The organism is uncultured Flavobacterium sp. (genome assembly GCF_963925185.1).
In the GTDB taxonomy this organism is placed as follows: domain Bacteria; phylum Bacteroidota; class Bacteroidia; order Flavobacteriales; family Flavobacteriaceae; genus Flavobacterium.
This window is the reverse complement of the sequence record NZ_CAWURC010000013.1, coordinates 19,142-42,585: the sequence shown is the minus strand read 5'-3', so window position 1 is coordinate 42,585 and position 23,444 is coordinate 19,142. Positions and strand designations below refer to the sequence as shown.

At 33.9% G+C, this 23,444-nt stretch carries 27 protein-coding genes; 10 read left to right on the top strand and 17 right to left on the bottom strand.

Annotation, left to right across the window (positions count from 1 at the left end):
- Positions 1-14 precede the first annotated feature (14 nt).
- From AABM59_RS04015 to mazG, 6 genes are all read left to right on the top strand, one after another.
- A complete protein-coding gene (locus AABM59_RS04015; RefSeq protein ID WP_338407688.1) occupies positions 15-248 on the top strand; it encodes a hypothetical protein in 234 nt (77 codons plus the stop codon).
- A complete protein-coding gene (locus AABM59_RS04010; protein ID WP_338407687.1) occupies positions 238-519 on the top strand; it encodes a type II toxin-antitoxin system RelE/ParE family toxin in 282 nt (93 codons plus the stop codon). The genes AABM59_RS04015 and AABM59_RS04010 overlap by 11 nt, the downstream gene beginning before the upstream one ends.
- Positions 520-936, top strand: coding sequence for a Holliday junction resolvase RuvX (ruvX, locus tag AABM59_RS04005; RefSeq protein WP_338407686.1), 417 nt, complete (start codon positions 520-522; stop codon positions 934-936).
- Between the two features lie 121 nt (positions 937-1,057).
- A complete protein-coding gene (def, locus tag AABM59_RS04000; RefSeq protein WP_338407685.1) occupies positions 1,058-1,645 on the top strand; it encodes a peptide deformylase in 588 nt (195 codons plus the stop codon).
- Between the two features lie 60 nt (positions 1,646-1,705).
- Positions 1,706-2,197 carry a DUF5606 domain-containing protein gene (locus AABM59_RS03995; protein WP_338407684.1) on the top strand — a complete coding sequence of 164 codons (492 nt, stop codon included), beginning with the start codon at positions 1,706-1,708 and terminating at the stop codon, positions 2,195-2,197.
- Between the two features lie 112 nt (positions 2,198-2,309).
- Entirely contained in the window at positions 2,310-3,083 is a 774-nt protein-coding gene (gene mazG / locus AABM59_RS03990) for a nucleoside triphosphate pyrophosphohydrolase (protein ID WP_338407683.1), read from the top strand.
- A gap of 133 nt (positions 3,084-3,216) precedes the next feature.
- On the opposite strand, the gene AABM59_RS03985 is transcribed toward mazG, so the two are convergent.
- The 8 genes from AABM59_RS03985 to AABM59_RS03950 form a co-directional block, all read right to left on the bottom strand.
- Complete coding sequence (locus tag AABM59_RS03985) at positions 3,217-3,342, bottom strand: helix-turn-helix domain-containing protein (RefSeq protein ID WP_338407711.1); 126 nt, start codon at positions 3,340-3,342, stop codon at positions 3,217-3,219.
- A gap of 270 nt (positions 3,343-3,612) precedes the next feature.
- Complete coding sequence (locus tag AABM59_RS03980) at positions 3,613-3,756, bottom strand: cyclic nucleotide-binding domain-containing protein (protein ID WP_338407682.1); 144 nt, start codon at positions 3,754-3,756, stop codon at positions 3,613-3,615.
- Between the two features lie 234 nt (positions 3,757-3,990).
- Positions 3,991-6,216 carry a DUF349 domain-containing protein gene (locus AABM59_RS03975; RefSeq protein WP_338407681.1) on the bottom strand — a complete coding sequence of 742 codons (2,226 nt, stop codon included), beginning with the start codon at positions 6,214-6,216 and terminating at the stop codon, positions 3,991-3,993.
- Positions 6,217-6,625: 409 nt separating this feature from the next.
- Positions 6,626-7,894 carry an alpha/beta hydrolase gene (locus tag AABM59_RS03970; RefSeq protein WP_338407680.1) on the bottom strand — a complete coding sequence of 423 codons (1,269 nt, stop codon included), beginning with the start codon at positions 7,892-7,894 and terminating at the stop codon, positions 6,626-6,628.
- Between the two features lie 183 nt (positions 7,895-8,077).
- Positions 8,078-8,827 (bottom strand): shikimate dehydrogenase, encoded by a 750-nt coding sequence (locus tag AABM59_RS03965; protein ID WP_338407679.1) that lies wholly within the window; start codon positions 8,825-8,827, stop codon positions 8,078-8,080.
- Positions 8,827-10,224 (bottom strand): tetratricopeptide repeat protein, encoded by a 1,398-nt coding sequence (locus AABM59_RS03960; RefSeq protein WP_338407678.1) that lies wholly within the window; start codon positions 10,222-10,224, stop codon positions 8,827-8,829. Before AABM59_RS03960 ends, AABM59_RS03965 begins: the two co-directional genes overlap by 1 nt.
- A 187-nt stretch (positions 10,225-10,411) precedes the next feature.
- Entirely contained in the window at positions 10,412-11,593 is a 1,182-nt protein-coding gene (locus AABM59_RS03955; RefSeq protein WP_338407677.1) for an aspartate aminotransferase family protein, read from the bottom strand.
- A gap of 86 nt (positions 11,594-11,679) precedes the next feature.
- The gene (locus AABM59_RS03950; protein WP_338407676.1) at positions 11,680-13,245 is read right to left on the bottom strand and encodes an OstA-like protein; all 1,566 of its coding nucleotides are present in this window, start codon (positions 13,243-13,245) and stop codon (positions 11,680-11,682) included.
- A 248-nt stretch (positions 13,246-13,493) separates the two neighbouring features.
- Here AABM59_RS03950 and AABM59_RS03945 point away from each other — a divergent pair, with 248 nt between their 5' ends.
- The gene (locus tag AABM59_RS03945) at positions 13,494-13,679 is read left to right on the top strand and encodes a hypothetical protein (RefSeq protein ID WP_338407675.1); all 186 of its coding nucleotides are present in this window, start codon (positions 13,494-13,496) and stop codon (positions 13,677-13,679) included.
- Positions 13,680-13,708: 29 nt separating this feature from the next.
- Here the strand turns inward: AABM59_RS03945 and AABM59_RS03940 are convergent, their stop codons facing one another.
- From AABM59_RS03940 to rsfS, 7 genes are all read right to left on the bottom strand, one after another.
- Entirely contained in the window at positions 13,709-14,479 is a 771-nt protein-coding gene (locus tag AABM59_RS03940) for a superoxide dismutase (RefSeq protein ID WP_338407674.1), read from the bottom strand.
- 8 nt (positions 14,480-14,487) lie between these two features.
- On the bottom strand, positions 14,488-14,757 hold the full coding sequence (locus AABM59_RS03935) for an acyl-CoA-binding protein (RefSeq protein WP_338407673.1): 270 nt from the start codon (positions 14,755-14,757) through the stop codon (positions 14,488-14,490).
- Positions 14,754-15,410 (bottom strand): phosphatidylserine decarboxylase family protein, encoded by a 657-nt coding sequence (locus tag AABM59_RS03930; protein ID WP_338407672.1) that lies wholly within the window; start codon positions 15,408-15,410, stop codon positions 14,754-14,756. The genes AABM59_RS03935 and AABM59_RS03930 overlap by 4 nt, the downstream gene beginning before the upstream one ends.
- A complete protein-coding gene (locus tag AABM59_RS03925) occupies positions 15,400-16,290 on the bottom strand; it encodes a phosphatidate cytidylyltransferase (RefSeq protein ID WP_338407671.1) in 891 nt (296 codons plus the stop codon). Before AABM59_RS03925 ends, AABM59_RS03930 begins: the two co-directional genes overlap by 11 nt.
- A 1-nt stretch (position 16,291) precedes the next feature.
- Positions 16,292-16,894 carry an LUD domain-containing protein gene (locus AABM59_RS03920; RefSeq protein ID WP_338407670.1) on the bottom strand — a complete coding sequence of 201 codons (603 nt, stop codon included), beginning with the start codon at positions 16,892-16,894 and terminating at the stop codon, positions 16,292-16,294.
- Between the two features lie 112 nt (positions 16,895-17,006).
- Entirely contained in the window at positions 17,007-18,929 is a 1,923-nt protein-coding gene (gene ftsH / locus AABM59_RS03915; protein ID WP_338407669.1) for an ATP-dependent zinc metalloprotease FtsH, read from the bottom strand.
- A gap of 14 nt (positions 18,930-18,943) precedes the next feature.
- A complete protein-coding gene (gene rsfS, locus AABM59_RS03910; protein WP_338407668.1) occupies positions 18,944-19,315 on the bottom strand; it encodes a ribosome silencing factor in 372 nt (123 codons plus the stop codon).
- A gap of 95 nt (positions 19,316-19,410) precedes the next feature.
- Here rsfS and AABM59_RS03905 point away from each other — a divergent pair, with 95 nt between their 5' ends.
- Positions 19,411-20,139 carry a biotin--[acetyl-CoA-carboxylase] ligase gene (locus AABM59_RS03905; protein WP_338407667.1) on the top strand — a complete coding sequence of 243 codons (729 nt, stop codon included), beginning with the start codon at positions 19,411-19,413 and terminating at the stop codon, positions 20,137-20,139.
- 110 nt (positions 20,140-20,249) lie between these two features.
- On the opposite strand, the gene AABM59_RS03900 is transcribed toward AABM59_RS03905, so the two are convergent.
- Together AABM59_RS03900 and pyrE are read right to left on the bottom strand one after the other, a co-directional pair.
- On the bottom strand, positions 20,250-20,642 hold the full coding sequence (locus AABM59_RS03900) for an SRPBCC family protein (RefSeq protein WP_338407666.1): 393 nt from the start codon (positions 20,640-20,642) through the stop codon (positions 20,250-20,252).
- Positions 20,643-20,688: 46 nt separating this feature from the next.
- Positions 20,689-21,336, bottom strand: a complete 648-nt coding sequence (gene pyrE / locus AABM59_RS03895) for an orotate phosphoribosyltransferase (RefSeq protein WP_338407665.1) — start codon at positions 21,334-21,336, stop codon at positions 20,689-20,691.
- A 7-nt stretch (positions 21,337-21,343) separates the two neighbouring features.
- Between pyrE and AABM59_RS03890 the strand changes: the two genes are divergently transcribed.
- Together AABM59_RS03890 and AABM59_RS03885 are read left to right on the top strand one after the other, a co-directional pair.
- A complete protein-coding gene (locus tag AABM59_RS03890) occupies positions 21,344-21,931 on the top strand; it encodes an NUDIX domain-containing protein (protein WP_338407664.1) in 588 nt (195 codons plus the stop codon).
- 75 nt (positions 21,932-22,006) lie between these two features.
- Positions 22,007-23,353 (top strand): DEAD/DEAH box helicase, encoded by a 1,347-nt coding sequence (locus tag AABM59_RS03885; RefSeq protein ID WP_338407663.1) that lies wholly within the window; start codon positions 22,007-22,009, stop codon positions 23,351-23,353.
- The last annotated feature ends 91 nt before the right edge of the window (positions 23,354-23,444 follow it).

Here is a 23,444-nt window from a genome sequence, read left to right as displayed (position 1 = left end):
AAATTTTATCGATTATGGAAGCAATTAGATTAGAATTTCAGCCCGAAATAAAAGCCAAAATCTTGGAATTATTAAGTTCGTTTTCTTCGGATGAATTGAAAATAGTTCAGGAAGATCCCGATTTCGATGAAAATAAGAGAAAATTGGATATTGCTTATGCTAAACTAAAAAGTGGAACAGCAAAATTTTATACTTTAGAAGAGGTTGATGTAATACTCGAAGAAACAATTTCTAAATATGAGAATTAGGTTTCAGGAAGAATTTTTGATTGAACTAAATGATCAGGTTCATTATATTTCAAAAGATAAGCCAGTTGCAGCTAGAAAGTTTAAAACTGATTTATTGAAAAATATCAAGAATGATTTGAAAAATCCTTATCATTTCAAAAAATCAAGATATTTTGAAAATGAAAATATAAGGGATTTTGTTTTCAAAGGATATGTTGTTGTTTACGAGATTGATATTGAAAAGAAAATAGTTTCCGTCTTTGGTTTCATTAAATATAAAGATTCCTTATAAATGCCAAGAATTCTCGCTATAGATTATGGACAAAAACGAACTGGAATAGCCGTTACGGATGAATTTCAAATCATTGCTTCGGGCTTAACGACAATTCCATCTGCAACTGCAATCGCTTTTTTGAAGGATTATTTTTTCAAAGAAAAGGTAGAGGCTGTACTCATTGGCGAACCCAAACAAATGAATGGTGAACCTTCGGAAAGCGCTTCCATTATCAAAGGATTTGTGACTCATTTTACCAATCATTTTCCGGATATGAAAGTCATTCGTGTAGACGAACGTTTTACTTCTAAAATGGCTTTCCAGACTATGATTGATAGTGGATTGAATAAGAAACAACGTCAAAATAAAGCACTTATCGACGAGATTTCTGCAACCATTATGCTTCAAGATTATTTGACCCGAAAGATGTTTTAATAACTCTAAAAATGCAATTCCTAAATATTTTTATTACTTTTGCACTTTAATTTTTTTGAACAGATAAGAAATTCTTAAAGGTTTCCGAAAACGGATTACAAAACACTGAATACTAAAAAAAATGATTTTACCAATTGTAGGATATGGTGATCCGGTTTTAAGAAAAATGGGAGAAGAAATTTCTTCCGAGTATCCTGATTTGAAGGAAACTATTGTAAATATGTACGACACAATGTACAATGCTAATGGCGTAGGTCTAGCAGCACCACAAGTAGGAATGAGCATTCGCTTATTCGTGATTGACACCACTCCTTTTAGCGATGATGAAGATTTGCCTATTGAAGAACAACAACAATTAAATGGATTCAAACGTACTTTTATCAACGCTAAAATGTTGAAAGAAGAAGGGGAAATATGGAGTTTTAACGAAGGTTGTCTTAGTATTCCAGATGTGCGTGAAGATGTTTACAGAAATGAAAAAATTACAATTGAGTATTGCGACGAAGATTTTAACGTTAAAACGGAAGTATTCGATGGCTTAGTAGCTAGAGTTATTCAACACGAATACGATCATATTGAAGGAATTTTGTTTACTGATTTGATTTCGTCATTAAAGAAGAAGCTAATCAAGAAAAAATTGCAAAACATTATGGATGGGAAAACCAGACCTGATTACCGAATGAAATTTTGCAACAAAAAAGGAAGATAAAAAGATTGCCGAATTTTAGAAATAACCAAATAAACGAATTATTAAATACACATTTAAAAAATGAATTTAGAAAAAATATTATCCATTTCAGGTAAACCAGGTTTATATGCATTAAAAGTTCAAACTCGTACAGGATTTGTAGCTGAATCATTACTTGATGGTAAAAAAAGTACTGTTGGATTAAAAGTCAACGTAAGTTTATTGTCTGAAATTTCGATTTACACAGTTGATGCCGAAAAGCCTTTGACTGAGGTGATGCGAAACATTGCTATCAAAGAAAATGAAGGACCAGCGATTTCGCACAAGGACGATAATGCTAAATTAGTTGCTTATTTTATGGAAATTCTTCCAGAATATGATTCAGAAAGAGTATATCCTTCCGATATCAAAAAAGTTTTGAATTGGTACAACTTACTTCAATCAAAAGGATTGGTTTCAAAGGAAGAGCCTAAAACCGAAAATGCTGAAGAAGTATTGGAGAAAGTCGTTGAAGAAGTGGTTGCTGAAAAAGTAAAAACTCCAGCTAAAAAAGCAAAAGCTAAGAAAGAGTAATATTCCTTTTCAAAATATATTTTAATCCTGCCTTGATTTTTTGAGGCAGGATTTCTTATTTTTACAAACATATGACCAAAAGGTCGAACACATTAAATAAATTTAAAACCTTATGAACTCTAGACAGATTCAACTCCAAGCTTTTGATCGATTGTTAACTATTATGGATGATTTGCGAGAAAAATGTCCTTGGGACAAAAAGCAAACGCTACAAAGTTTACGTCATTTGACTATCGAAGAGACTTATGAATTGGGAGACGCCATATTGGATAATGACCTCAATGAAGTCAAAAAAGAACTTGGTGATGTGCTTTTGCATATTGTTTTTTATGCCAAAATAGGAAGTGAAACTAATGATTTTGACATTGGCGATGTTTGCAACGAGATATGTGATAAACTCATTCATCGTCATCCCCATATTTATAGCGACGTAGTGGTAAAAGATGAAGAAGAAGTCAAACAAAACTGGGAAAAACTAAAATTAAAGGAAGGTAAAAAGTCGGTTTTAGAAGGTGTTCCAAAAAGTTTGCCGGCATTAGTAAAAGCCAGCAGAATTCAGGACAAGGTAAAAGGAGTAGGATTTGATTGGGAAGAGCCCCGTCAGGTTTGGGATAAGGTACAAGAAGAATTAGCGGAATTGCAAATTGAGGTTGAGGCTGGAGATCAGGAAAAAATGGAAGCTGAATTTGGAGACGTATTATTCTCAATGATAAATTATGCAAGGTTTCTGAACATAAATCCAGAAGACGCTTTGGAACGAACCAACAAAAAATTTATTAAAAGGTTTCAATATCTCGAAAGTAAGGCAGGAGAATTGGGTAAACCTTTGATGGATATGTCTTTGGCTGAAATGGATATTTTTTGGGAAGAGGCCAAAAAATTGTAATTGAAAATCTTTGATTTTCAAATATAAAAAATTTGGAAGAGGCCAAAAAGTTGTATTTGAAAATCTTTGATTTTCAAATACAACTTTTTGTAAAAATAAAAAAACTGTTATTTACGGATTGTCTTTAAAAAAATTACTTAGCAATTCTTTTAAGTTTGTTAATGTCTTTAAGCAAGATTCTTTTACCAACGAATTCTATAAGTCCTAATTTATTAAAATCGGATAATAAACGGATACAACTTTCAGTAGTTGTACCCATCATTCCTGCCAGTTCTTCCCTTAAAAGCTGAATACGTAAAGAGCCATCTCCATTTTTCCTAAAAGTTTAGGTAAGATAAACCAGCTTTTCTGCTAATCGTTCTTTGACTGTTTTTTTGCGGCATAGAAATTACGTGGTCACTCGATTCTTTCAAATCACCACAAATAATTTTCATTAAATACATTGAGAATTGGTTGTTATTGTCAAACAAACCTAGCACTTCGCTTTTTGGAATGAAACAAACTTCCATATCTTCTAGCGCTACAGCACTTAAATCAGGGGGGGGTCATCACTAATCATCGAACGTTGACCAAGCAATTCTCTTGGATTTACTAGCTTTATGATTTGGTCCTTACCGTTTGAACTTAATTTGGAGAGTTTGCAAACCCCACTCTGAATACAAAAAAATACCACTTACATTATCTCCTTCTTCATAAATGTGTTCGCCTTTTTTTATGGAATACGAAGTTTTGTATTCTACAAGTTTTACTAATTTCTGTTTATTAAGTATTCAAAAATAAAACCTCATTCCCCGAATTAAAATTATAATTATCGTATTCTATAGTAGCACATAAAAAAAAAACTCAATCTTAAGATAAGAATGAGGTTTTTAAATTAAATTTAAATTTTATTTTTTTAGCTTTATGCTTAATTTAAGTTTTTGATTTGTTTCAGTTTGTCTTTCAAAATATCCATTTCTTCTCTGTGTTTTTGAATGTTTTTTCGGACTTCTAAGACTATTGAGTTTTCTTTTTTTGCATTTCTTGTATTGGTAAAAAACTGAATGTTATTTTCTAATTGAAAAATTTCATTCTTAACTTCATCAATTTTACGCATTAAGAAAATCTTTTCGTTTTCTAGTTTTCGATTGTCATTGTTATCCGACAAATGATCAATTCTATTAGCGAAACGGATCATTTCACTGTCTTTTTTGCTTAAACTTAATTTTTCAAACAACGCATCGAGTACCTTATTAAACTTCCCTTCAATGTGTCTTCTTGCAAAAGGAACTCTTCCAAAGTTTTTCCAAGTTTCAATATGTAATTTTATAGCATCCAAATCTGTTTTGTGGTCGCCTACCATTTGAAACGCTCTCAATGTTTCTAAATAGGCTTTCTTTTTGTCGAAGGCTTCAATTTCTTCACCATTTTCTTCATTTTTTTGCTCTTTTAATTTGTCAAAATAATGATTGCAGGCTTCCTTGAATTCTGCCCAAATTTTATCCGAATATTTTCTAGGAACGTGACCAATTTGTTTCCACTCTTCCTGAATTTTTTTCATAATAGGAGTAGTGATAGCAAAATCAATGCTTTCTTGTAACTCTTTGGCTTTGGCTACAAGAGCCGTTTTTTTGTTTAAATTGTTGTTTTGGTCTTTTTTAATGTCTTTATAAAACGAATTTTTGAAAGAATTAAAATTCCTAACAGCAGTCTTAAAAGAAGTCCAAGTTTCTTCGTTAACGTCCGATGGAACTTTTCCAGCTGAGAAAAAAGCTGTTCTCAAAGCTTCCACTTTTTCTATTTGGACTAACCATTGTGAATGCGCATTTACTTTTTCGGTTGCTAAAACTTCAATTTTGGATATAATTTCTTTTTTCTTTTCTAAATTTTCAACCTCAGTTCCTCTTAAATTTTCGAATAAAACTTCCCGTTTGTCATGCATTTGCTTCGTTAAATCGCTAAACTTATTCCAAATATCATCACGATGTTCTCTAGAAACAGGACCAATATCTTCTTTCCAAATTTTATGTAAATCCTGTAATTCTCTAAATGCTTTATTAATATCGGCTTCATTAACTAATTCTTCAACACGCGCCACAATTTTTTGTTTTTGCTCTAAATTATGTTTAAAATCAAGATCTCGTGCCTCTCTGTCTAGGTGTAAATAGTCATAAAAATTTTCTACGTGAAAATGATAATTGTTCCAAACATGGTTGTATTTATCCTTAGGAATGGGCCCTGCATTTTTCCATCTTTCTCTTAAATCATTAAAATGTTTTAAGGTATCCTTGATGTTTTCCTGTGGATTGATGAGTTCTTTCAATTCCTCTACAATTGCCAATCTATTTTCTAAATTTGTTTTCAAATTGGTTTGCAAACTTTTGAAATGGGCATTTTTATTATCTCTATACAAGGAATAATATTGGTCAAATTTTGTTTTTAAAGGAGAATGGTATTGAAACTCTTCACTCGTGTCAGTCCCGAGGCTTTGGGACTCGGCAAGAAACTCTTCTTTTTTCTCTTCTATAAGATGATGATAATTTGCCAAAAAATATTTTTTAATTTCTTCAACGTGATCTTTTACCGACATCACTTTTTCGATGCTAACTAATTTTTTTAGTTCCTCAACAAGTGATTCTAAAGACAAAGTATCATAATCTAACATTGGGATGTTGTGGCGATCTTTAAGAGTTTCGTCTTCGCCCTCCTCTGCATTGGTATCGGCAATAGAATCGATAAACGTTTTATTTTTTACCTCGACTAGCGTATCGGCTTCTGTTAATTGCTCCACTGGTTCGCTTTCGCTCGGGTTTTCGTCAGAGAATGTTTGAATATTTTCGGATGCTAATTCTTCTACTTCGTTATTGTTCGAATCAATCGTTTCAATTTCTTCCAAAACAGGAGTTTGAGAATCGAGTGTAGTTTGATTTTTGATTTCAATAGTTTCTTCAGGTATCTCCTCTTTGCTATCGCTCTGTTCTTTATCTGAAACCGTTTCGATATTTTCGAAGATTTCTTCTAATGTTTCGCTATTGCTTGGTTCTGCTACTGCTATTTCTCCAAATACTTCGGTATCAGGCTGAATCGTTTCAATCGAATCGATTGCTAAATTTCCATCTGCTTCATGCAGGTTATCAGTCTTTTCTTCTAACATTTTATCAATGTTTAATGGTTCAATTTTATTTCGAATGCGAAAGATAGTAAAGGTGTAGCAAAATTCAAAGAAAATCCCTTATTTATAGTGGTTTTATGTGCGAATTATTTTTTTTAAGGAGCTATTTTCCTGTATTAAGAGGATAAATATAATGCTTCAATCAAGATTAAAAAATGCAATAATTATTTGATTTTTTATTTTGCTCAACCTAAATAATCATTGATAAGTTAGCTAAGAAAGAAAGTTTATATTTAGGATTTTCGAAAATAATTCAAGAAATTGGAAATGAATAATTTGAATTTTGAATCAGGATTATTCAAAAATAAATGGCGAGTAGCGATAGAGGACTTTCATTTGAAATAATATTTAAGCTAACGGTTGGTGTTTGATTAGTGGCGTGTTTCAGCATTTAGTTTTTCAAAATGAAATTTGTAATATCTTTTACAAACTCGTCAGCCAATGGTAAGGAAGAGTTGTTGTATGTTGCAATGTTTGCTTGCTTGTCGCCATCAACCGTTCTGAAAACATGATTCATTTTGTCAACCAATATTAACTGAGATTTCGGATTCGCTTTTGAAAGCCGCTTTGCATCTTCAAAAGTAACTTGGATATCATTTGTACCTTGTAAAATAAGAATTGGAATGCTTAATTTCTGTATTTCAATTTGTGGGTCATATTTGAACCATGAAATCATGTAAGGTTGAACACTTGTTCTGAAAAGAGAATTAAGCATTGGGTTAACATTGGCAACCGTTTTTCCTTTTACTAAACTGTCAATAATGGGATATGATAAATCTTTAACTTCTTTTGGCTGAGTGCTTAACTGTTCTTTAATTGTTTTGTCTGCCGACTGGCCAGGACCTGCGATAGAAATAAATTTATCAGCAGTAGTTGATGCAATCATTCCAATCAATGAACCTTCACTGTGCCCTACTACAATAACTTTTGAAAAACGCTTGTCCTGTTTTAGTAATTGTATCCATTCTTTCGCATCATTTACATAGTCATCAAAACGAAGGTCTGTCTCACTTTTTCCTGCTTCTTTACTTTCAGCAATTCCTCTTTTGTCATAGCGTAGTGAAGCTATATTATTTTCAGCAATTCCATAGGCAAGTTTTTTATAAGCATCACATTTCATCATAGAATTATTGCAATCTCTATCAGTTGGTCCAGAACCTGCAATTATTAAAGCAACAGAAATATTGGAGAATTTTTTAGGAGTAGTTAAAGTCCCAAAAATATCTCCACTTTTTGTCTTTAAGATTATTTGTGTTTCAATAAAGTTTGTGTCTTTGTTTTCAGATGCTGTTACCGTTTTTTCTTTTTCGATTTTTACTCTTGATAAATCCATTGGAAAAGATTTCCCCGCCTGCTTAAAGTTGCCAATAATATTATTGTCCTTATTTAAAGTTCCTTCGTATTCAATTTTAGCATTTGTTATCACAAGTTTTAAAATTGAGTGGTCAAAACTTGTGGAGGTTACAGGAATTCCTTTTGCTCCCTGGTCTGGGCTATCCATCGAAGAACTATATCCATTGTCAGTTTTACTAATATTGAAAACAACTCTTAATTGCGTTTCTTGAACTTTTAATATTCCACTCCATTGCCCAGTGATGTCTTGTCCAAACACAGTTAACGATGTCAAGAATGTAAGTATAATTAATGTTGCTTTTTTCATAGTGTTTAATTTTTATTGTTGTTAATTTTTATTTCTTGCACTGTCGGTTGATGTTTGTAGGTCGCCCAAGCATGACGCATAACTTATACAAAATAGTAATAGCGTGCATTGTTAGTTTATTTAGTATTATAAACAAAAAAACCAAGCCATAAAGCGTGGATTATAGACTAGTGTAGAATGAATTTACGTATTCCAAATCTCCCACGCTTTCTCTGCCTGAAAAACAAGCATATCTTGTCCGTTTTTAGTTTTTGCTCCTTGCGCTGCGGCTTTCTTAAGAAATTGAGTTTCAGCCGGATTATAAATTAAGTCATAAGCAATGTGCTTCTTGGTAAAATAGTCGTAGGGAATCAATGGAAAAGCTTCCGTATTTGGACTTGTTCCTACTGGCGAAGTATTAATTATGACTTGGAAATCACCAAATGTAGTTGCGTTAATTTGATCGTAAGAAATAGCGTTTTCCTTCGCTTCTCGAGAAACAAATGTATACGCCATGCCTAATTCATCTAAAGCAAAGGCAACTCCTTTTGAAGCACCACCAGTTCCCAGAATCAGTGCTTTTTTGTGGTGCGGTTGCAACAACGGTTTTAACGATTCTATAAAACCATAATAATCGGTATTGTATCCTTTTAATTTTCCTTTTTTAGAAACTTTTATAGTGTTTACGGCTCCAATTAAAGCCGCTTTTTTAGACAATTTGTCTAAAAACGGAATCACAACTTCTTTATACGGAATGGTAACATTCATCCCTTTTAAGTCGGGATTGTTTTTTATGATGTCGGGAAAAATAGTTATTTCTTGAATGTCGAAATTCTCGTAGGTACAACCTTCGAAGTTTTCGTTTGTAAATTTTTCGGTAAAATACCCTTTCGAAAAGGAATAATTGATGTTGCGTCCCAGTAAACCAAAGCGTTTTCGTATCGTGTCCAGCATTATGATTTATTGTGTTTTGCAATGTAATTCTGCACTATTTTCCGCGTCCAAACCACTGGAAATAAATCTTCCAAAATAATATAATTTTCAAAATTTAATCGCAAGGCACTGCTCAAATGGAATTTTGCTTTTTTAGTGTCTTGTATCATAAAGTACAATCCAGCGAATCGATATTCGACTTCGTTTTCTTCTGGAAAATATTCTGAGGCTTGCAATAAGGTTTGAATAGCACTTTCGAACTCGCCCAAAAAAAGCAAAATATCAACCCAAAATAACCAAGTGTCTAACTCGTAATCGCCAAATTCTACCGCTTTTCGATATCCAAATTCAGCTTCTTCAAAGAGATTTAATTGTTTGTTTATGGAAGCAAATCGTTTCCAATACAAACGGTTTTGGTTGTCGATAGCCAAGGCTTTGTTGACAAAAAATAACGCTTTTTCGAAGTTTTTTTGGCGAACATGAAAATCAGTAATAGCAATCCAGCCTTTGTCTAAAAGGGGGTCTTCGTGAACTGTTTTATTGAAATATTTTAAAGCTTGAACCTTGTTGCCTAGCTTTTCGTAGCATTTCCCTATTCGAAGCAAAGCATAGGAAGTGGCGTCGTCTAACTCGATGGTTCGGTTGTAACTTTCGATGGCTTCCTTGTATTTTTTCAATCGCTCTAAAGCTTTGGCTCTTTCCATAAAAGCACCAAGAAATTCATCGTCGATCAAGGTAGCATAATCAAAGGCACGAATAGAATCTTCGTATTCTTTTACACCATAATGCAAACGACCCAACTGGTGCCAGGCGATTTCGCTATACGGATTTTGGTCGATGTATTTTTTCAAATAAGTGATGGCTTCTTGGTTTTGGTCTAAAAATTCGAAGCAATATACCACGTTATACAAGGCAGATTGATCATCATAATCTTCTTCGAGGCATTTGGTAAAGCTTTCTTTTGCCATTTCTAGATTATCCATAAATAGGTATTCCATCCCGATTAGATTGTGCACGTCGGCTAAATCATCAGTATATTCTAAAGCGATATTGAGTAATTCAATTGCTTTTTCGTGGTTGTCTCTTTTAGAAAAAATGTTTGCTTTTTGAATGTAAATTTCTTCGTTAGTAGGCTCGATAGCGTACAACTCGTTAAGGAGTTTTTCGGCCAGTTCGAGTTTGTCGTCATAGACTAGCATTTCAACCTGTACTAGTTTGAGACCAGTTGATTTTGGATGTTGTTCCAAAGCTAGTTTCAAGGCTTTTTTAGCCAGAGCAGCTTTTCCCATATCGAGATAATGAAGGATGATTTCTTCAAATTCTTCGGAGTCAAAAAAGAGCACTTTGTTGGTTTTCAACATCGACTCAAATTTAGACAAGGATAAGTTATATTCCTCTTCTTCTTCGCTTAATTGCATAGTTTGTTTTTTTGAGTTTGCCCAAAATAAATTTAGGCAACCTTATCGTTATTATGAGAAAAATCGGGAATTGTTGTGAACAATTTAATTAACAGTTTTTAAATGACAATAGCAATGGCAATTTCAATCTGAAATGCTTCGCCAGTTCGAGCAAAGCTCTCGGGTCAAAAATCGTTAATTTGCAATCTTAAATCATTATTTCATTCATTACTTCCAACATTATCGCACAACCTTCCCGAATTTCATCTTCAGAAATAGTCAACGGTGGGGTAATTCGTATGGCGCATTCTTCGAATAGCAACCAAAATAATATAAGTCCTTTGTCTTGACAACGAAGAATTACTTCGCTTGTTACCGAAGCACTTTCGGTCATTGCCGCTAACATTAATCCCTTTCCTCGAACTTCTTTTATCAAAGGATGTACCAAAAGTGATCGGAAGAGTTTTTCCTTTTCCAAAGCTTCCGCCATCAAGTTTGTTTCGGTAATTTCTTGCAAAGTAGCCAAGCAGGCTGCCGCAATGACGGGATGTCCGCCAAAAGTCGTGATGTGACCTAGCTTTGGATCGTGGCTCAATAAATCCATCATTTTTGCCGATGCTGTGAAAGCACCAACAGGCATTCCGCCGCCCATTCCTTTTCCCATAACCACAATATCAGGAACGACATCGTAGTTTTCGAATCCAAAAAGTTTTCCTGTTCTGCCGAAACCCGGTTGGATTTCGTCGAGAATCATTATGGCTCCGACTTCAGTACAGCGTTCGCGAACTTTTTTCAGAAAATCGTTCTGAGGTTCTATAAAACCAGCTCCACCTTGAATGGTTTCGAGAAGAATTCCCGCAGTTTTAGTGGTTATTTTTTCTAAATCGGCTTCGTTGTTGAAGGTTATAAATTCGACATCGGGAATCAAAGGACGAAAAATTCGTTTGCGTTCTTCAAATCCCATCATGCTCATCGAACCCATCGTGTTGCCGTGATACGCATTGTGGCAAGAAATCAATTGGCTGCGACCAGTCATTCTTCGAGCGAGTTTTAAAGCGCCTTCAATGGCTTCGGTACCGGAATTAACGAGATAGGTTTTGTCTAATGGTTTGGGTAGGAGTGAAGCTAATAGTTTGCAATATTCCACAGCTGGACTTTGCGAATACTCACCATACACCATCACGTGCGAATATTTGTCCAATTGGTCTTTGATTGCCTGATTTACCCTTGGCGGTTGATGACCAAGCGTGCAAGCCGAAACTCCGGCCACAAAATCCAAGTATTTTTTATTGTTGGTATCGAAAATATAAGAACCTCGTGCATACGAAACGGCCATTCCTAATGGATAGGGAGAAGTTTGGGCTTGGTATTTTATGAAATTGTTTTTCAATTTTTATTATTTTTACCGCAAAGTTCACGGAGTTTTACTTTATTTGGATTGAATACTACGACCGAATACTAAAAACTGACCACTGATCATTTCTTTTTCTTATCGTAATTCAAGGTTTCCTTCCGGATTTTCATTGGAATACTTTCCTTGTCCTCGTCTTTCTTAGTTTGCCTGATGATTTCGTAATTAAGCAGGTTTTCCTCATCGGTAAAAATTTCGTCTTTCGATTTTATTCTTTCAAAACCACGCCAATTTAGGTCACGGAGTTTTCGAGCATTTTCGGGCAAGTCTGCTTCTGGATAAATGTCACCATCTACTTGATTAAAAAAGCTAATGGTTTCTATAGCATTTTTATCAAAAATAATATTTATTTTGCTACTCACGTTCTTATTAATACCAATGAGTTCTTGCTCTTCATTTCGCATAAAATAAATGACTTCGGTGTTTTTGATAATATCGACATCATGGAGTTTTCCGTCTTCGAATTTTCCGTAAAGATTTTGTCCTTTTACCTGATTATAACCCGTTCCCAGCGTGTCTTTCGAAACCAGAAAGGTGTTGTTTAGGACTTTGAGGGAATCGAGTTTTCGGGTGGTGTTGTTGCCAAGAAGGTGCATCAAATCGCCGGTAATTTGGCTGTCACCGTTCCAAAGAATAGGCTTTCCTATTAATTTTGTCAAGGCTATTTTCGAATTAGAATGAAGCGAATCGCATTTGCCACTCATATCTGTTTTATAAAATCGAACATTGTTAAAAGCGCGAATAATTCGGCTGCCCTCCGGACCGGTAACCAGCAGTTTTTTCCCGTGAATATAAACCGAATCATTCTCGACAAAGTTAATTGCCACGGCTCTTTTAGTCACAAACAAGGAATCTTTGTTTTTGTATATTTCGGCATAATGTCCTTTGACAATGCCACGATTTATCGAGTCAGTGATTTTTACATTCCGCGTTGCCGATGCAAATTCCTGGTTTCGGTCATAGTACAAACTATCGCCTTCAATCAATCGGTCATCGTATTTAATATAGGACTTTCGAAGAAAATGCGCTACATTTTTCTTGGTATCATAAAACCCTTTTTCGGTGTAAATATAATTGGCTTTACTGGTAATTGTCGAAGGTCCAAAAAGATAGGAATGCCCGGAATTACTATAATAATTCAAGTGATTTGACTTGATTACATATTTAGGATTTGTGATGGTAACTGCCGTCAGGAATTGGAATTTTTTTTCGGCTACAAAGTATTTTCCTGACTTGCTTTTTAGCGTATTATCTCGATTGACAATCTTTCCTTGCGAGTTGTAATAGACTTCTTGTGTGTTGCGGTTAAAGTTAATGGTATCCGTTTCCAAAGTTGATTCTGGCGAACGCATTACGGCTTTGCCCGTGGCAAAAGCTTGCTTCACATTGCCATTATATTCTGCATATTTACTATTCAAATACAAGGTGTCTCCTTGAACTAATTGTACGTTTCCAAAGGCTTTTATGTAGTTTTCTTTTTGAAAATAATACGCTTTATTGCAGGTCATAATCACACCATCGTGATTGATGCGCACATTTCCGGTTAGCAACACGGCATCTGGCACTTCAATTTGATTGACATCAAAATAATCGGAATGTTCGATAAGAATTTTTTTAGGTGTTTGCGCCAAAAGGTTTTGGAAACAGACAACTACCAAACAACAACTTATGAAAAACAATAATTTCTTCAATGGATTTATTTTTTGCCAAATTTAAGAAAAAGGACGCAACCTTAAATCCATATTATGATTTATTTATAACGGAGTGTAAACGCAAAATATACCCACTGATTTAAAAATAAAGATTCAGCCACGAATTTCACGAATTCCCACGAATCATTTCAATTATAACATTTGAAATTAGTGAAAATTAATGAAATTTGTGGCGACCTTTTTTAAAAACGATTCCTGATGATAGTATTCAAAAATGGAATTTAAAGGAGGGAACTTATGTAATTACGGATCAATTGTATCACAAAAATAGCGTGCAATTGCGGGTAGAAAATGGGGAGGGAAAAGTGCAAATTAGTATTGCACCATTGGAATCGTTTATTTATGGGTTATAGATTTTATTAACCTTGTCAGGGTTCCTTCATCACTTTTTTAAAGCTTCCTCATAAATTTCGCCCACTTTTTCCCAATTAATTACATCAAAAAAAGCATCGACATAATTTTTTCTTTTGTATTGGTATCCTAGATAGTAAGCGTGTTCCCAAAGGTCAAGAGCTAAAATTGGCGTTCCTGGAACCGCAGCGTTTTGCATTAAGGGATTGTCTTGATTTTGGGTGCTGGTAATTTGGAGATTCCCATATTTATCGACGATTAGCCATGTCCAAGCGGAGCCAAATTGATTTGCAGCTTCCTCTTTGAATACAGTTTTAAAGTTGTCAAAAGAGCCAAATTTTTTGGTGATAGCCGATGTTAAACTGTCTTTAACAACTTCTCCCGCTTTTGGCGTAATACATTTAAAATACAAGGAATGGTTGTAGTAACCGCCAGCATTATTTTTGATTTCGATATTGTTAGGATCTAATTTTGCTAATACATCCTCGATTGTTAAGTTTTCTAAATCAGTTCCCGCTAAGGCTTTATTTAAATTATTGGTGTAGGTCAAATAATGTTTTGAGTAATGCATTTCCATTGTTAAGGTGGATACATTTGGAGCTAAATCATTATAGAAATAGGGTAATTTTTCTACCTGAAAGACACCTTCAATGGCTTTTACATCATCAGGATGTCCAATGGCTATTTTTTCTTGGGCTGTTGGCAGCGGCACTTCAACAACTTCGGTAAGTTTTTTGTTGTTGCAAGAAAGTAATAGTGTAAGTAGAAATAAATTTAATAGAAGTAAGCTGTTTTTTTTCATATTCAGAATTATTTTTCCAATAAGGAATTTATAATTTCGATGTATTGTTCTTTTGCCTCTTCAATTGATAAATGACTTATTTGAATCCAGGCATTTGTTTTGAAAGCATTTCTTAAATCATAATTTTCTGAATGATTGTAATTCAATGATCCGTGTGTTGCCTGTTTGTTTAGTGCATAAAGCCGTAGCATCACATCTGGAGGTAATTCTGTGTGACTCATTTTTGAAGCAATTTTAAATGCTTCTTGATATCGAGTATCTAAATCTTTTTCGATCATTTAGCTCTTGTTGCAATAACAGTTTTACCACCAATTGCTTTTTGATTAAGCACCACATCGATGGGTGTTCCCACAGGTAAAAAAAGGTCTACTCGAGAACCAAATTTGATAAAACCGGCATCTTCTCCTTGAATTACCTGCATTCCTTCTTCGGCATAATTGACGATTCGTCTTGCTAATGCTCCAGCGATTTGCCGATAAAGAATTTCTCCGAATGTTTTATTTTCGATTACAATTGTGGTTCTTTCGTTTTCTTCGCTTGCTTTTGGATGCCAAGCCACCAAGAATTTTCCGGGATGATATTTGCTAAATTTTACAATTCCGCTAAGGCCATAACGAGTTACGTGAACATTGATTGGCGACATAAATATCGAAACCTGAATGCGTTTTTCCTTGAAATATTCGCCTTCATAAACTTCTTCAATTACTACCACTTTCCCGTCAACGGGTGCAATAATTTGGTTTTCATTTTTTATGATATTTCGTTTTGGATTTCTAAAAAATTGCAAAATGATAATCAAAAACAAAAAAGCACTTATTTGAACAGTCATTTTAATCCAATTGACATCAATGAATTTATCGGACAATAAGAGTACAATAGCTGTAAAAACGGTACCAAATAATATGGATTGAGCGCCTTCTTTATGAAACATAATTTAAAATTTGGTAAAACAAAAATACAATTGGTGCCACAAATATAATACTATCTAGTCTATCTAGAATACCTCCGTGGCCAGGCATTATTTTTCCGCTATCTTTTACGCCAGCAATTCTTTTAAATTTCGATTCAATTAGGTCACCAATTGTTCCAAAAATGCCCACAATAAAGGCTATTGATATCCATATAAGGATTGATTTTTGACTAAATTCAGGTTTGGCTCTGATATAGTATTTTGATATTAAATAACCTGTAAAAACGGCAAAAATGATTCCGCCCAAGAATCCTTCTATCGTTTTTTTAGGAGATATTTTTTCAAATAATTTATTCTTCCCTATAGATTTCCCAATAATATATGCAAAGCTGTCGTTTACCCAGATTAAAATAAATAATCCAATTATAATTTTGGGGTTGTAGTCATTTATTCCGAATGAAATTTTTGTAATAAATAGAAACGGCAAGATAATGTACCCTAATAAATACAAGTATTTTGATGAAGTACTTATTTTTTGAATGTGGTCATAAAACAAGAAAAGGATGCATTTTATAGATACCACTAATGCTACAACTAATAAAATGATGTTTAATTGTTGTATGTTTATTGCTAATTCTATATCAGTATGAAAAAACTGATTGATAGTGTCTGTCGTGATTTTACTGTAGTGACTTACTAAGGTTACTGTGGTATAAAATAGTGCTCCAAAAAGAATAGGAACTACTTTATGTACTGCTATTAAATTACAAAATTCATAAATTGTAATTATTAGAAATATCCCAAATAATATAAAGAAATTTTCGGTAGAATGTAGTATAGAGGCAAGTAATAAAATTACATAAATTGCACCAGATATTGATCTCTTGAGCGTTTCATTCATTTTATAGATCTTCTAAAAGCAATAAATATAAATTTTTTGCTGAACTCCCATATTGGGTAAAATCTTCCTCTTCCACTTTTTCAAAATATTTTATTGTAGTGATATTTGTTGGGTAATCACTTATGTATTTGTTTTTTATAACACTCAATCCGTCACTTTTTGTTTCAATGATTTGGCTTGTTTTTGCTATAACAATTATATTAGTAGGAAGTTCGTTTGGTTTATGTTGCTTAATTTGTTTAGAAGAAAATAATATTGAGCCTTCATTGGCAATCAAGTTTTCACAATTTGCTAGGATAAATGATGGGTTTATTGGTTTGTGATGTGTAATTTTATTTTCTTTGAGCATGCTAAAAAGTTCTGGATCATAGCATAAAGCTTCACTTTCAAACCAGTCATTCTCTTCGAGTATGTTTTCAAAGTGGTCTTTTACTTCGACTTCATTTTCACAATACAAAAATTTACCTCCATTTTTCTTGAAGTTATAGATAAACTGCTCATCCAATGGGGCATTAATGTCAGGAGTATATTTGCTATAGTCGTTATCTTTTTCTTCTTCTGAAGGTGGAGTGTTAGAACCAAAAATTTTTCTAAAAAGACTCATATTTTTTAAAAGTACTAATGTTTATTACTGGAAACTGTCCAAAGATAAAAAAATCTTAATTCAAAAGGCACTTTTGAATTAAGATTTTAAAAATAATATAAATTATGTCTTATTAAGAAACCACTTCTTCAAGATTAGAGTCAAAGGTTCTTTTTCCGAAAATGGCTTCTAAGTCGTCTTTGAAAATGACTTCCTTCTCAATCAAGATATCTGCAAGTTGATTTAATTTATCTTTATTTTCTTCCAATATTTTAATTGCTCTCTCGTATTGGCTTTCTATTAACATAGAAATTTCTTTGTCGATTGTCTTGGCTGTTTCCTCAGAATAAGGTTTAGAAAAACTATATTCACTTTGACCAGTTGAATCGTAATAAGTAACATTCCCTATTTTCTCATTCAAACCATAAATGGTCACCATTGCGCGAGCTTGTCTTGTTACTTTTTCTAAATCACTTAATGCCCCGGTAGAAATCCTGTCGAAAGTTACTTTTTCAGCTGCTCTTCCGCCCATTGTGGCACACATTTCGTCCAGCATTTGGTCCGTTCTCACAATCAAGCGTTCTTCTGGTAAATACCAAGCTGCGCCTAAACTTTGTCCTCTTGGAACAATCGTGACTTTTATCAATGGTGCTGCGTGTTCTAGCATCCAGCTTACGGTTGCGTGGCCTGCTTCGTGAATGGCAATTGCTTTCTTTTCGTCAGGAGTTACAATTTTATTTTTCTTTTCGAGTCCGCCAACAATTCTATCAACAGCATCAAGAAAATCTTGTTTGTCCACCGCTGTTTTGTTGTTTCTCGCTGCGATCAAGGCAGCTTCGTTACAAACATTGGCAATATCGGCTCCTGAAAAACCAGGAGTTTGCTTGGCTAAAAAGTCGGTATCAAGGCCTTCAACTTTCTTCAAAGGAGCAAGATGCACCAAGAAAATTTCGGCGCGTTCGCGAATGTCTGGCAAATCCACAAAAATTTGTCTATCAAAACGACCTGCACGCATTAAAGCTTTGTCTAATACATCGGCTCTATTTGTTGCAGCTAAAACAATCACGTTCGAATTGGTTCCAAAACCGTCCATTTCTGTTAGTAATTGGTTCAAGGTATTTTCACGTTCGTCGTTTCCACCTGACATGTTGTTTTTTCCTCTAGCTCTTCCCACGGCGTCAATTTCATCGATAAAGATGATTGCTGGCGCTTTCTCTTTGGCTTGTTTAAATAAATCACGCACTCTCGATGCACCAACTCCCACAAACATTTCCACAAAATCAGAACCTGATAAGGAGAAAAATGGAACTTGGGCTTCGCCAGCAACTGCTTTTGCCAATAAGGTTTTCCCTGTTCCCGGAGGGCCAACGAGCAAAGCGCCTTTCGGAATTTTCCCTCCCAGATTAGTATATTTCTCGGGGTTTTTGAGGAACTCCACTATTTCCTGAATTTCTTCTTTGGCACCTTCTAAACCTGCAACGTCTTTAAAAGAAGTTTTGATATCGGTTTTTTCGTCAAAAAGTTTAGCTTTTGATTTTCCAATATTGAAAATTTGGCCACCACCGCCTCCGCCTCCTGACATTCTTTTCATTATAAATATCCAAACACCTATGATAATGATGATGGGCAATAGGCTTACAAAAATGTCTGTCCAATTATTTTTTGGTAAGAAATTAAAATCTTTCAGTTTCCCTTCAGCAACAGCTTTTTCAAGTTTGGTTTGGAATAATTGATCGTTTCCTATAACAAATGTGTAATGAGGTCCTTTATTAGGCCTGTCTAAAATATCATTCGCTACTTTTTTATTATTAGTTTCTTTTAATGCTGAGGCGGTTAGATAAACTTCTGCTTCCGTTTTATTGTAAACTATAACTTTTTCTATTTTGCCTTTTTCAAGATATGCATTAAAGTTTGAAGATGTTAATGGTGCGGGTTCAGAAAAGTTGGAACCACCTGTTATAAAGGTTATGAACAAGAAAATTAATAATATTGCCGTATAAATCAACCACGGACTTACCTTGAATTTATTCGAATTTGGGTTATTATCTTTTGCCATTACAGTATGTTTCTTTAGTATTTATTTTCAATTTTGGTGATTTTTGCATCACCCCAAAGACTCTCGATATTGTAGTATTCTCTAATGTGTTTCTGGAAAACATGAATCACAATGTTTACATAATCCATAAGAACCCACTCGGCATTATCAGATCCTTCAACATGCCAAGGCTTGTCTTTTAATTCTTTTGAAACTGTTTTTTGAATAGAGTTAACGATGGCGTTAACTTGAGTATTTGAATTACCGTTGCAGATGATGAAATAGTCACAAACGGCGGTATCTATTTCTCTTAAATCTAGAATATCTATATCATTTCCTTTTACTTCTTCGATTCCTTTGATGATGTTTGCCAATAGAACATCATTATTTACAGTCTTTTTTGCCATGAATTATTTTTAAATAAGTTTGTAAAGTTACCATTTTTTGTGATTATTTTTGAACCTTAACATAATATTAAATTTTGTCCCACAAATAACTTCTCATGAAACTAATCAAACTCGGTGCCATAGATTCTACAAATGAATTCCTGAAAGGCTTATCTAGTAATCAAGTACTAGAAAATTTTACCGTGGTTAGTGCTGAGAATCAGACTAACGGCAAGGGACAAATGGGTTCTGTTTGGACTTCAGAACCTAGTACGAACCTAATTATGAGTGTTTTGGTAAAGGATTTTTTAATGGACACTAACCATCTATTTGATGTTAATATCGCTGCGTCTGTTGCAGTTATTCAAGCTTTAGAAATATTGAATATTCCTAAATTAAGCATCAAATGGCCAAACGACATTATGTCATATAACAAAAAGATTGGCGGTATTTTGATTGAAAACAGTATAAAAAGCGACGGAACTATCATTTCCATTGTTGGTTTAGGGCTGAACGTGAATCAAACGAATTTTGAAAATTTACCCAAAGCATCTTCCTTGGCTGTGACTTGCAATACCAATTTTGACAAGGAGAAAATTCTTTTAAAGATCATGGAAAAATTAGAACAAAATATTCAATCCTGGAATCAAAATTCTGTTTTGTTATGGTCGGAATACTCCAATAAACTTTTCAAAAAAGGAATTCCTATGCTATTTGAAGACCAAAATAAGCAAAATTTTATGGGAATTATTCAAGGTGTTTCTTCCATTGGAAAACTAGAAGTCCTTCTTGAAGATGATTTGGTTTCTGAATTTGATATTAAGGAAATCCAAATGTTGTATTGATTGCAACAATCACTATTTATTTCTCATTTCTACGCAGAAGAAATATCATAACGGAAGCAACTAATGAGATTCTTCATTCCTCAGAATGATAAATTTAGACTTATATTCTCTTATAATTTATCCATATTCAGGGCTAAAGTCTCGATAAATTTAGAAATAGGTCCTTTTATCATCATCCCCATCATGGCGTTAAATTCGCCTTCAAAATCCAGTTTCACGTCACTTGATTTATCCGAAATAGCATTGATATTTGCAGTCAATGTGAAGGATAATTTATCGCTCGCCGAGCCCAGAACTATTTTGTTTGGCGCTACTTTTTCTTTTATTTTTAGTTTTATTTCTGGCATCCCTTTTAGCCCAAAAATAAATGCATCATCTCCAATAACTTCAAATTTTGCAATATTATCGGGCATCAATTTTTCGAAATTTCTAACATTACTTAATAAATCAAATAATTCTTGTGCTGATTTTTCAACAATAACATTAGGGCTCTGTAAATTCATGGTTGTTTTTTTTAATTTTATTATTCGAAAAGGTACCGCTAGCTTTTTATACGGTTCCACTCCAAGTTGAAGGGCTCAAGTTCCATTCTCTCAAAATTTCTTCTTCTTCCTCGGTAATATATTTTTTGGCAACGGCCAAATTCAATAGATTCTGATAATTGCTCAATGTTAATAAGTCAACATTGGCATTTTTAAAATTTTCTTGGGCAATATCAAAGCCGTAAGTAAAAATTGCAGCCATTCCTTTCACATTTGCTCCAGCTGCACGTAAGGCTTCAACTGCAAGCAGGCTGCTATTTCCAGTGCTTATTAAATCTTCTACAATGACCACATTTTGTCCTTTTTGCAAAAATCCTTCCACTTGGTTTTGTCTACCGTGTTTTTTGGGTTCCGGACGAACATACACAAAAGGCAAGCCTAAGCTTTCGGCCACTAATATGCCAATTCCAATAGCTCCAGTGGCTACGCCAGCAATTACATCAGGTTTTCCAAATTGTTTTTCAATGTTTTTAGAAAATTCATCTCTGACATAATTTCTTATAGCTGGAAATGAGAGAATTATCCGGTTATCACAATAAATTGGTGATTGCCATCCCGAAGCCCATATAAAAGGATTTCTTGGATTCAATTTAATTGCATTTATTTGCATAAGCAATTCGGCAGTTTTCTCGGCGGTATCTTTATTAAATATCATAATACAAATGTATAAAGTTTTTGTGAACGACAAACCACTTTTTTTGACAAATGAAATCTCCAAGGAGACAAATTTTCAAATTTTCTTGTTAGAAAGTATTGACATCAAACAGCTTATAATTAAAATCTTCCAAAATAAAATTGAGAAGGCTTATTTGTATCATCCTGATGAAAATCAGATTATGAAAACCTTGAAATCTAAAATCCCCGTAAATAAAGCCGGAGGAGGACTAGTTTACAACAAAAAAGGGGAAGTTCTGTTCATTTTCAGAGGCGGAAAATGGGATTTGCCAAAAGGAGGAACTGAAAAAGGCGAAGAAATCGAAGACACAGCAATGCGTGAAGTGGAAGAAGAAACAGGTGTAAATAAGTTGACTATTACCAAAAAGCTTCAAAAAACCTACCACGTTTTTAAACGAAACGGCATTTATAGACTCAAAATTACCCATTGGTTCGAAATGCAAACCGATTTTGATGGAATTCCAGTTGGACAAATAGAAGAAGGAATCGAAAAAGTAGCTTGGGTTCACCCTATTGATATGCCAGAAGTTTTGAAAAACTCCTATGAAAATATAAAATTATTGTTTGAAGAATAAAAATCTCAGATATAGTAAATTTTTAAAATTCGTAATTCGTAATTTTTAATTCGAAATTGGAGTTACCTTTGCAAAATGAATAATAAACACCATTCTAACAATATATTACTCAATTTAGGTATCATAAATCTAAATGAAATGCAGGTTGCCGCCCAAGAAACCATTTTGAGTGATAATAATATTTTACTGCTTTCGCCAACAGGTTCTGGAAAAACACTAGCTTTTTTGCTGCCAATTTTCGAAATGTTGAAACCCGAAGTGCTGTCCGTACAATGTTTGATTCTTGTTCCTTCTCGTGAATTAGGCCTTCAAATTGAGCAAGTTTGGAAAAAAATGGGAACAGATTATAAGGTGAATGTTTGTTATGGTGGTCATTCCATCGATACCGAAATCAAGAATTTAAGCAATCCACCAGCGGTTTTAATTGGAACTCCAGGCAGAATTGCAGATCATATCGACCGAGGGAATTTTCGTCTAGACAAAATAGAAACACTTATTCTTGACGAATTCGACAAGTCCTTGCAGTTGGGTTTTCACGAACAAATGTCTTTTATAATTGGAAAATTATCTAAACTGAACAAACGCGTTTTGGTTTCGGCGACTTCTGATATTGAGATTCCAAAATACACGAGAGTCGTAAATCCTACGATTTTGGATTTTATTCCAAATGAAGAAGAACGCTCTAATCTTACTATGAAAATGGTCGTTTCGAAAGAGAAAGATAAAATAGGAAGTTTGTTCAACCTAATTTGTTCGTTAAAATCGCAATCGGCTTTAGTTTTTTGTAACCATCGTGACGCTGCAGAACGTATCAGCGACACCCTGAATGAAAAAGGAATTTATTCTACTTATTATCATGGCGGAATGGACCAGGACGAACGCGAACGTGCCTTAATCCAATTTAGAAATGGAAGTGTGAGTTATTTAATCACGACAGATTTAGCTGCTCGTGGACTCGATATTCCTGAAATGAAACACGTAATACATTATCATTTACCTTCTAAAGAGGATGAATTCATCCATAGAAATGGTAGAACAGCTCGTATGTTAGCTTCCGGAACGGCTTATATTATTGCTCACGAAAGCGAGAAAAAAATAGATTATATCGATTATGCAATGCAGATACTGAAAGTGGAAAATTCGACAACATTACCAAAACCACCTGAATTTCAGACCATCTACATCAGTGGAGGAAAGAAAAATAAGTTAAACAAAATTGATGTTGTAGGTTTCTTTTCCCAAAAAGGAAAACTCGAAAAAGGGGATTTAGGATTAATCGAAGTGAAAGATTTTATTTCGTTTGCCGCCGTAAAATTCAACAAGGTGAAAGACTTACTCTTTAATATCAAGGACGAAAAAATGAAAGGCAAGAAATTTAAAATCGAAGTCGCTAGAAAAGTGATTAAGAAAGAGGAAGAGTAATTATCTTCTGCAAATATTTTTTTTTATTTACAAACAGATTATTCCACAAAATTACTCTAAAAATTTTCCCGTTATTCCTTTTGTATATTAA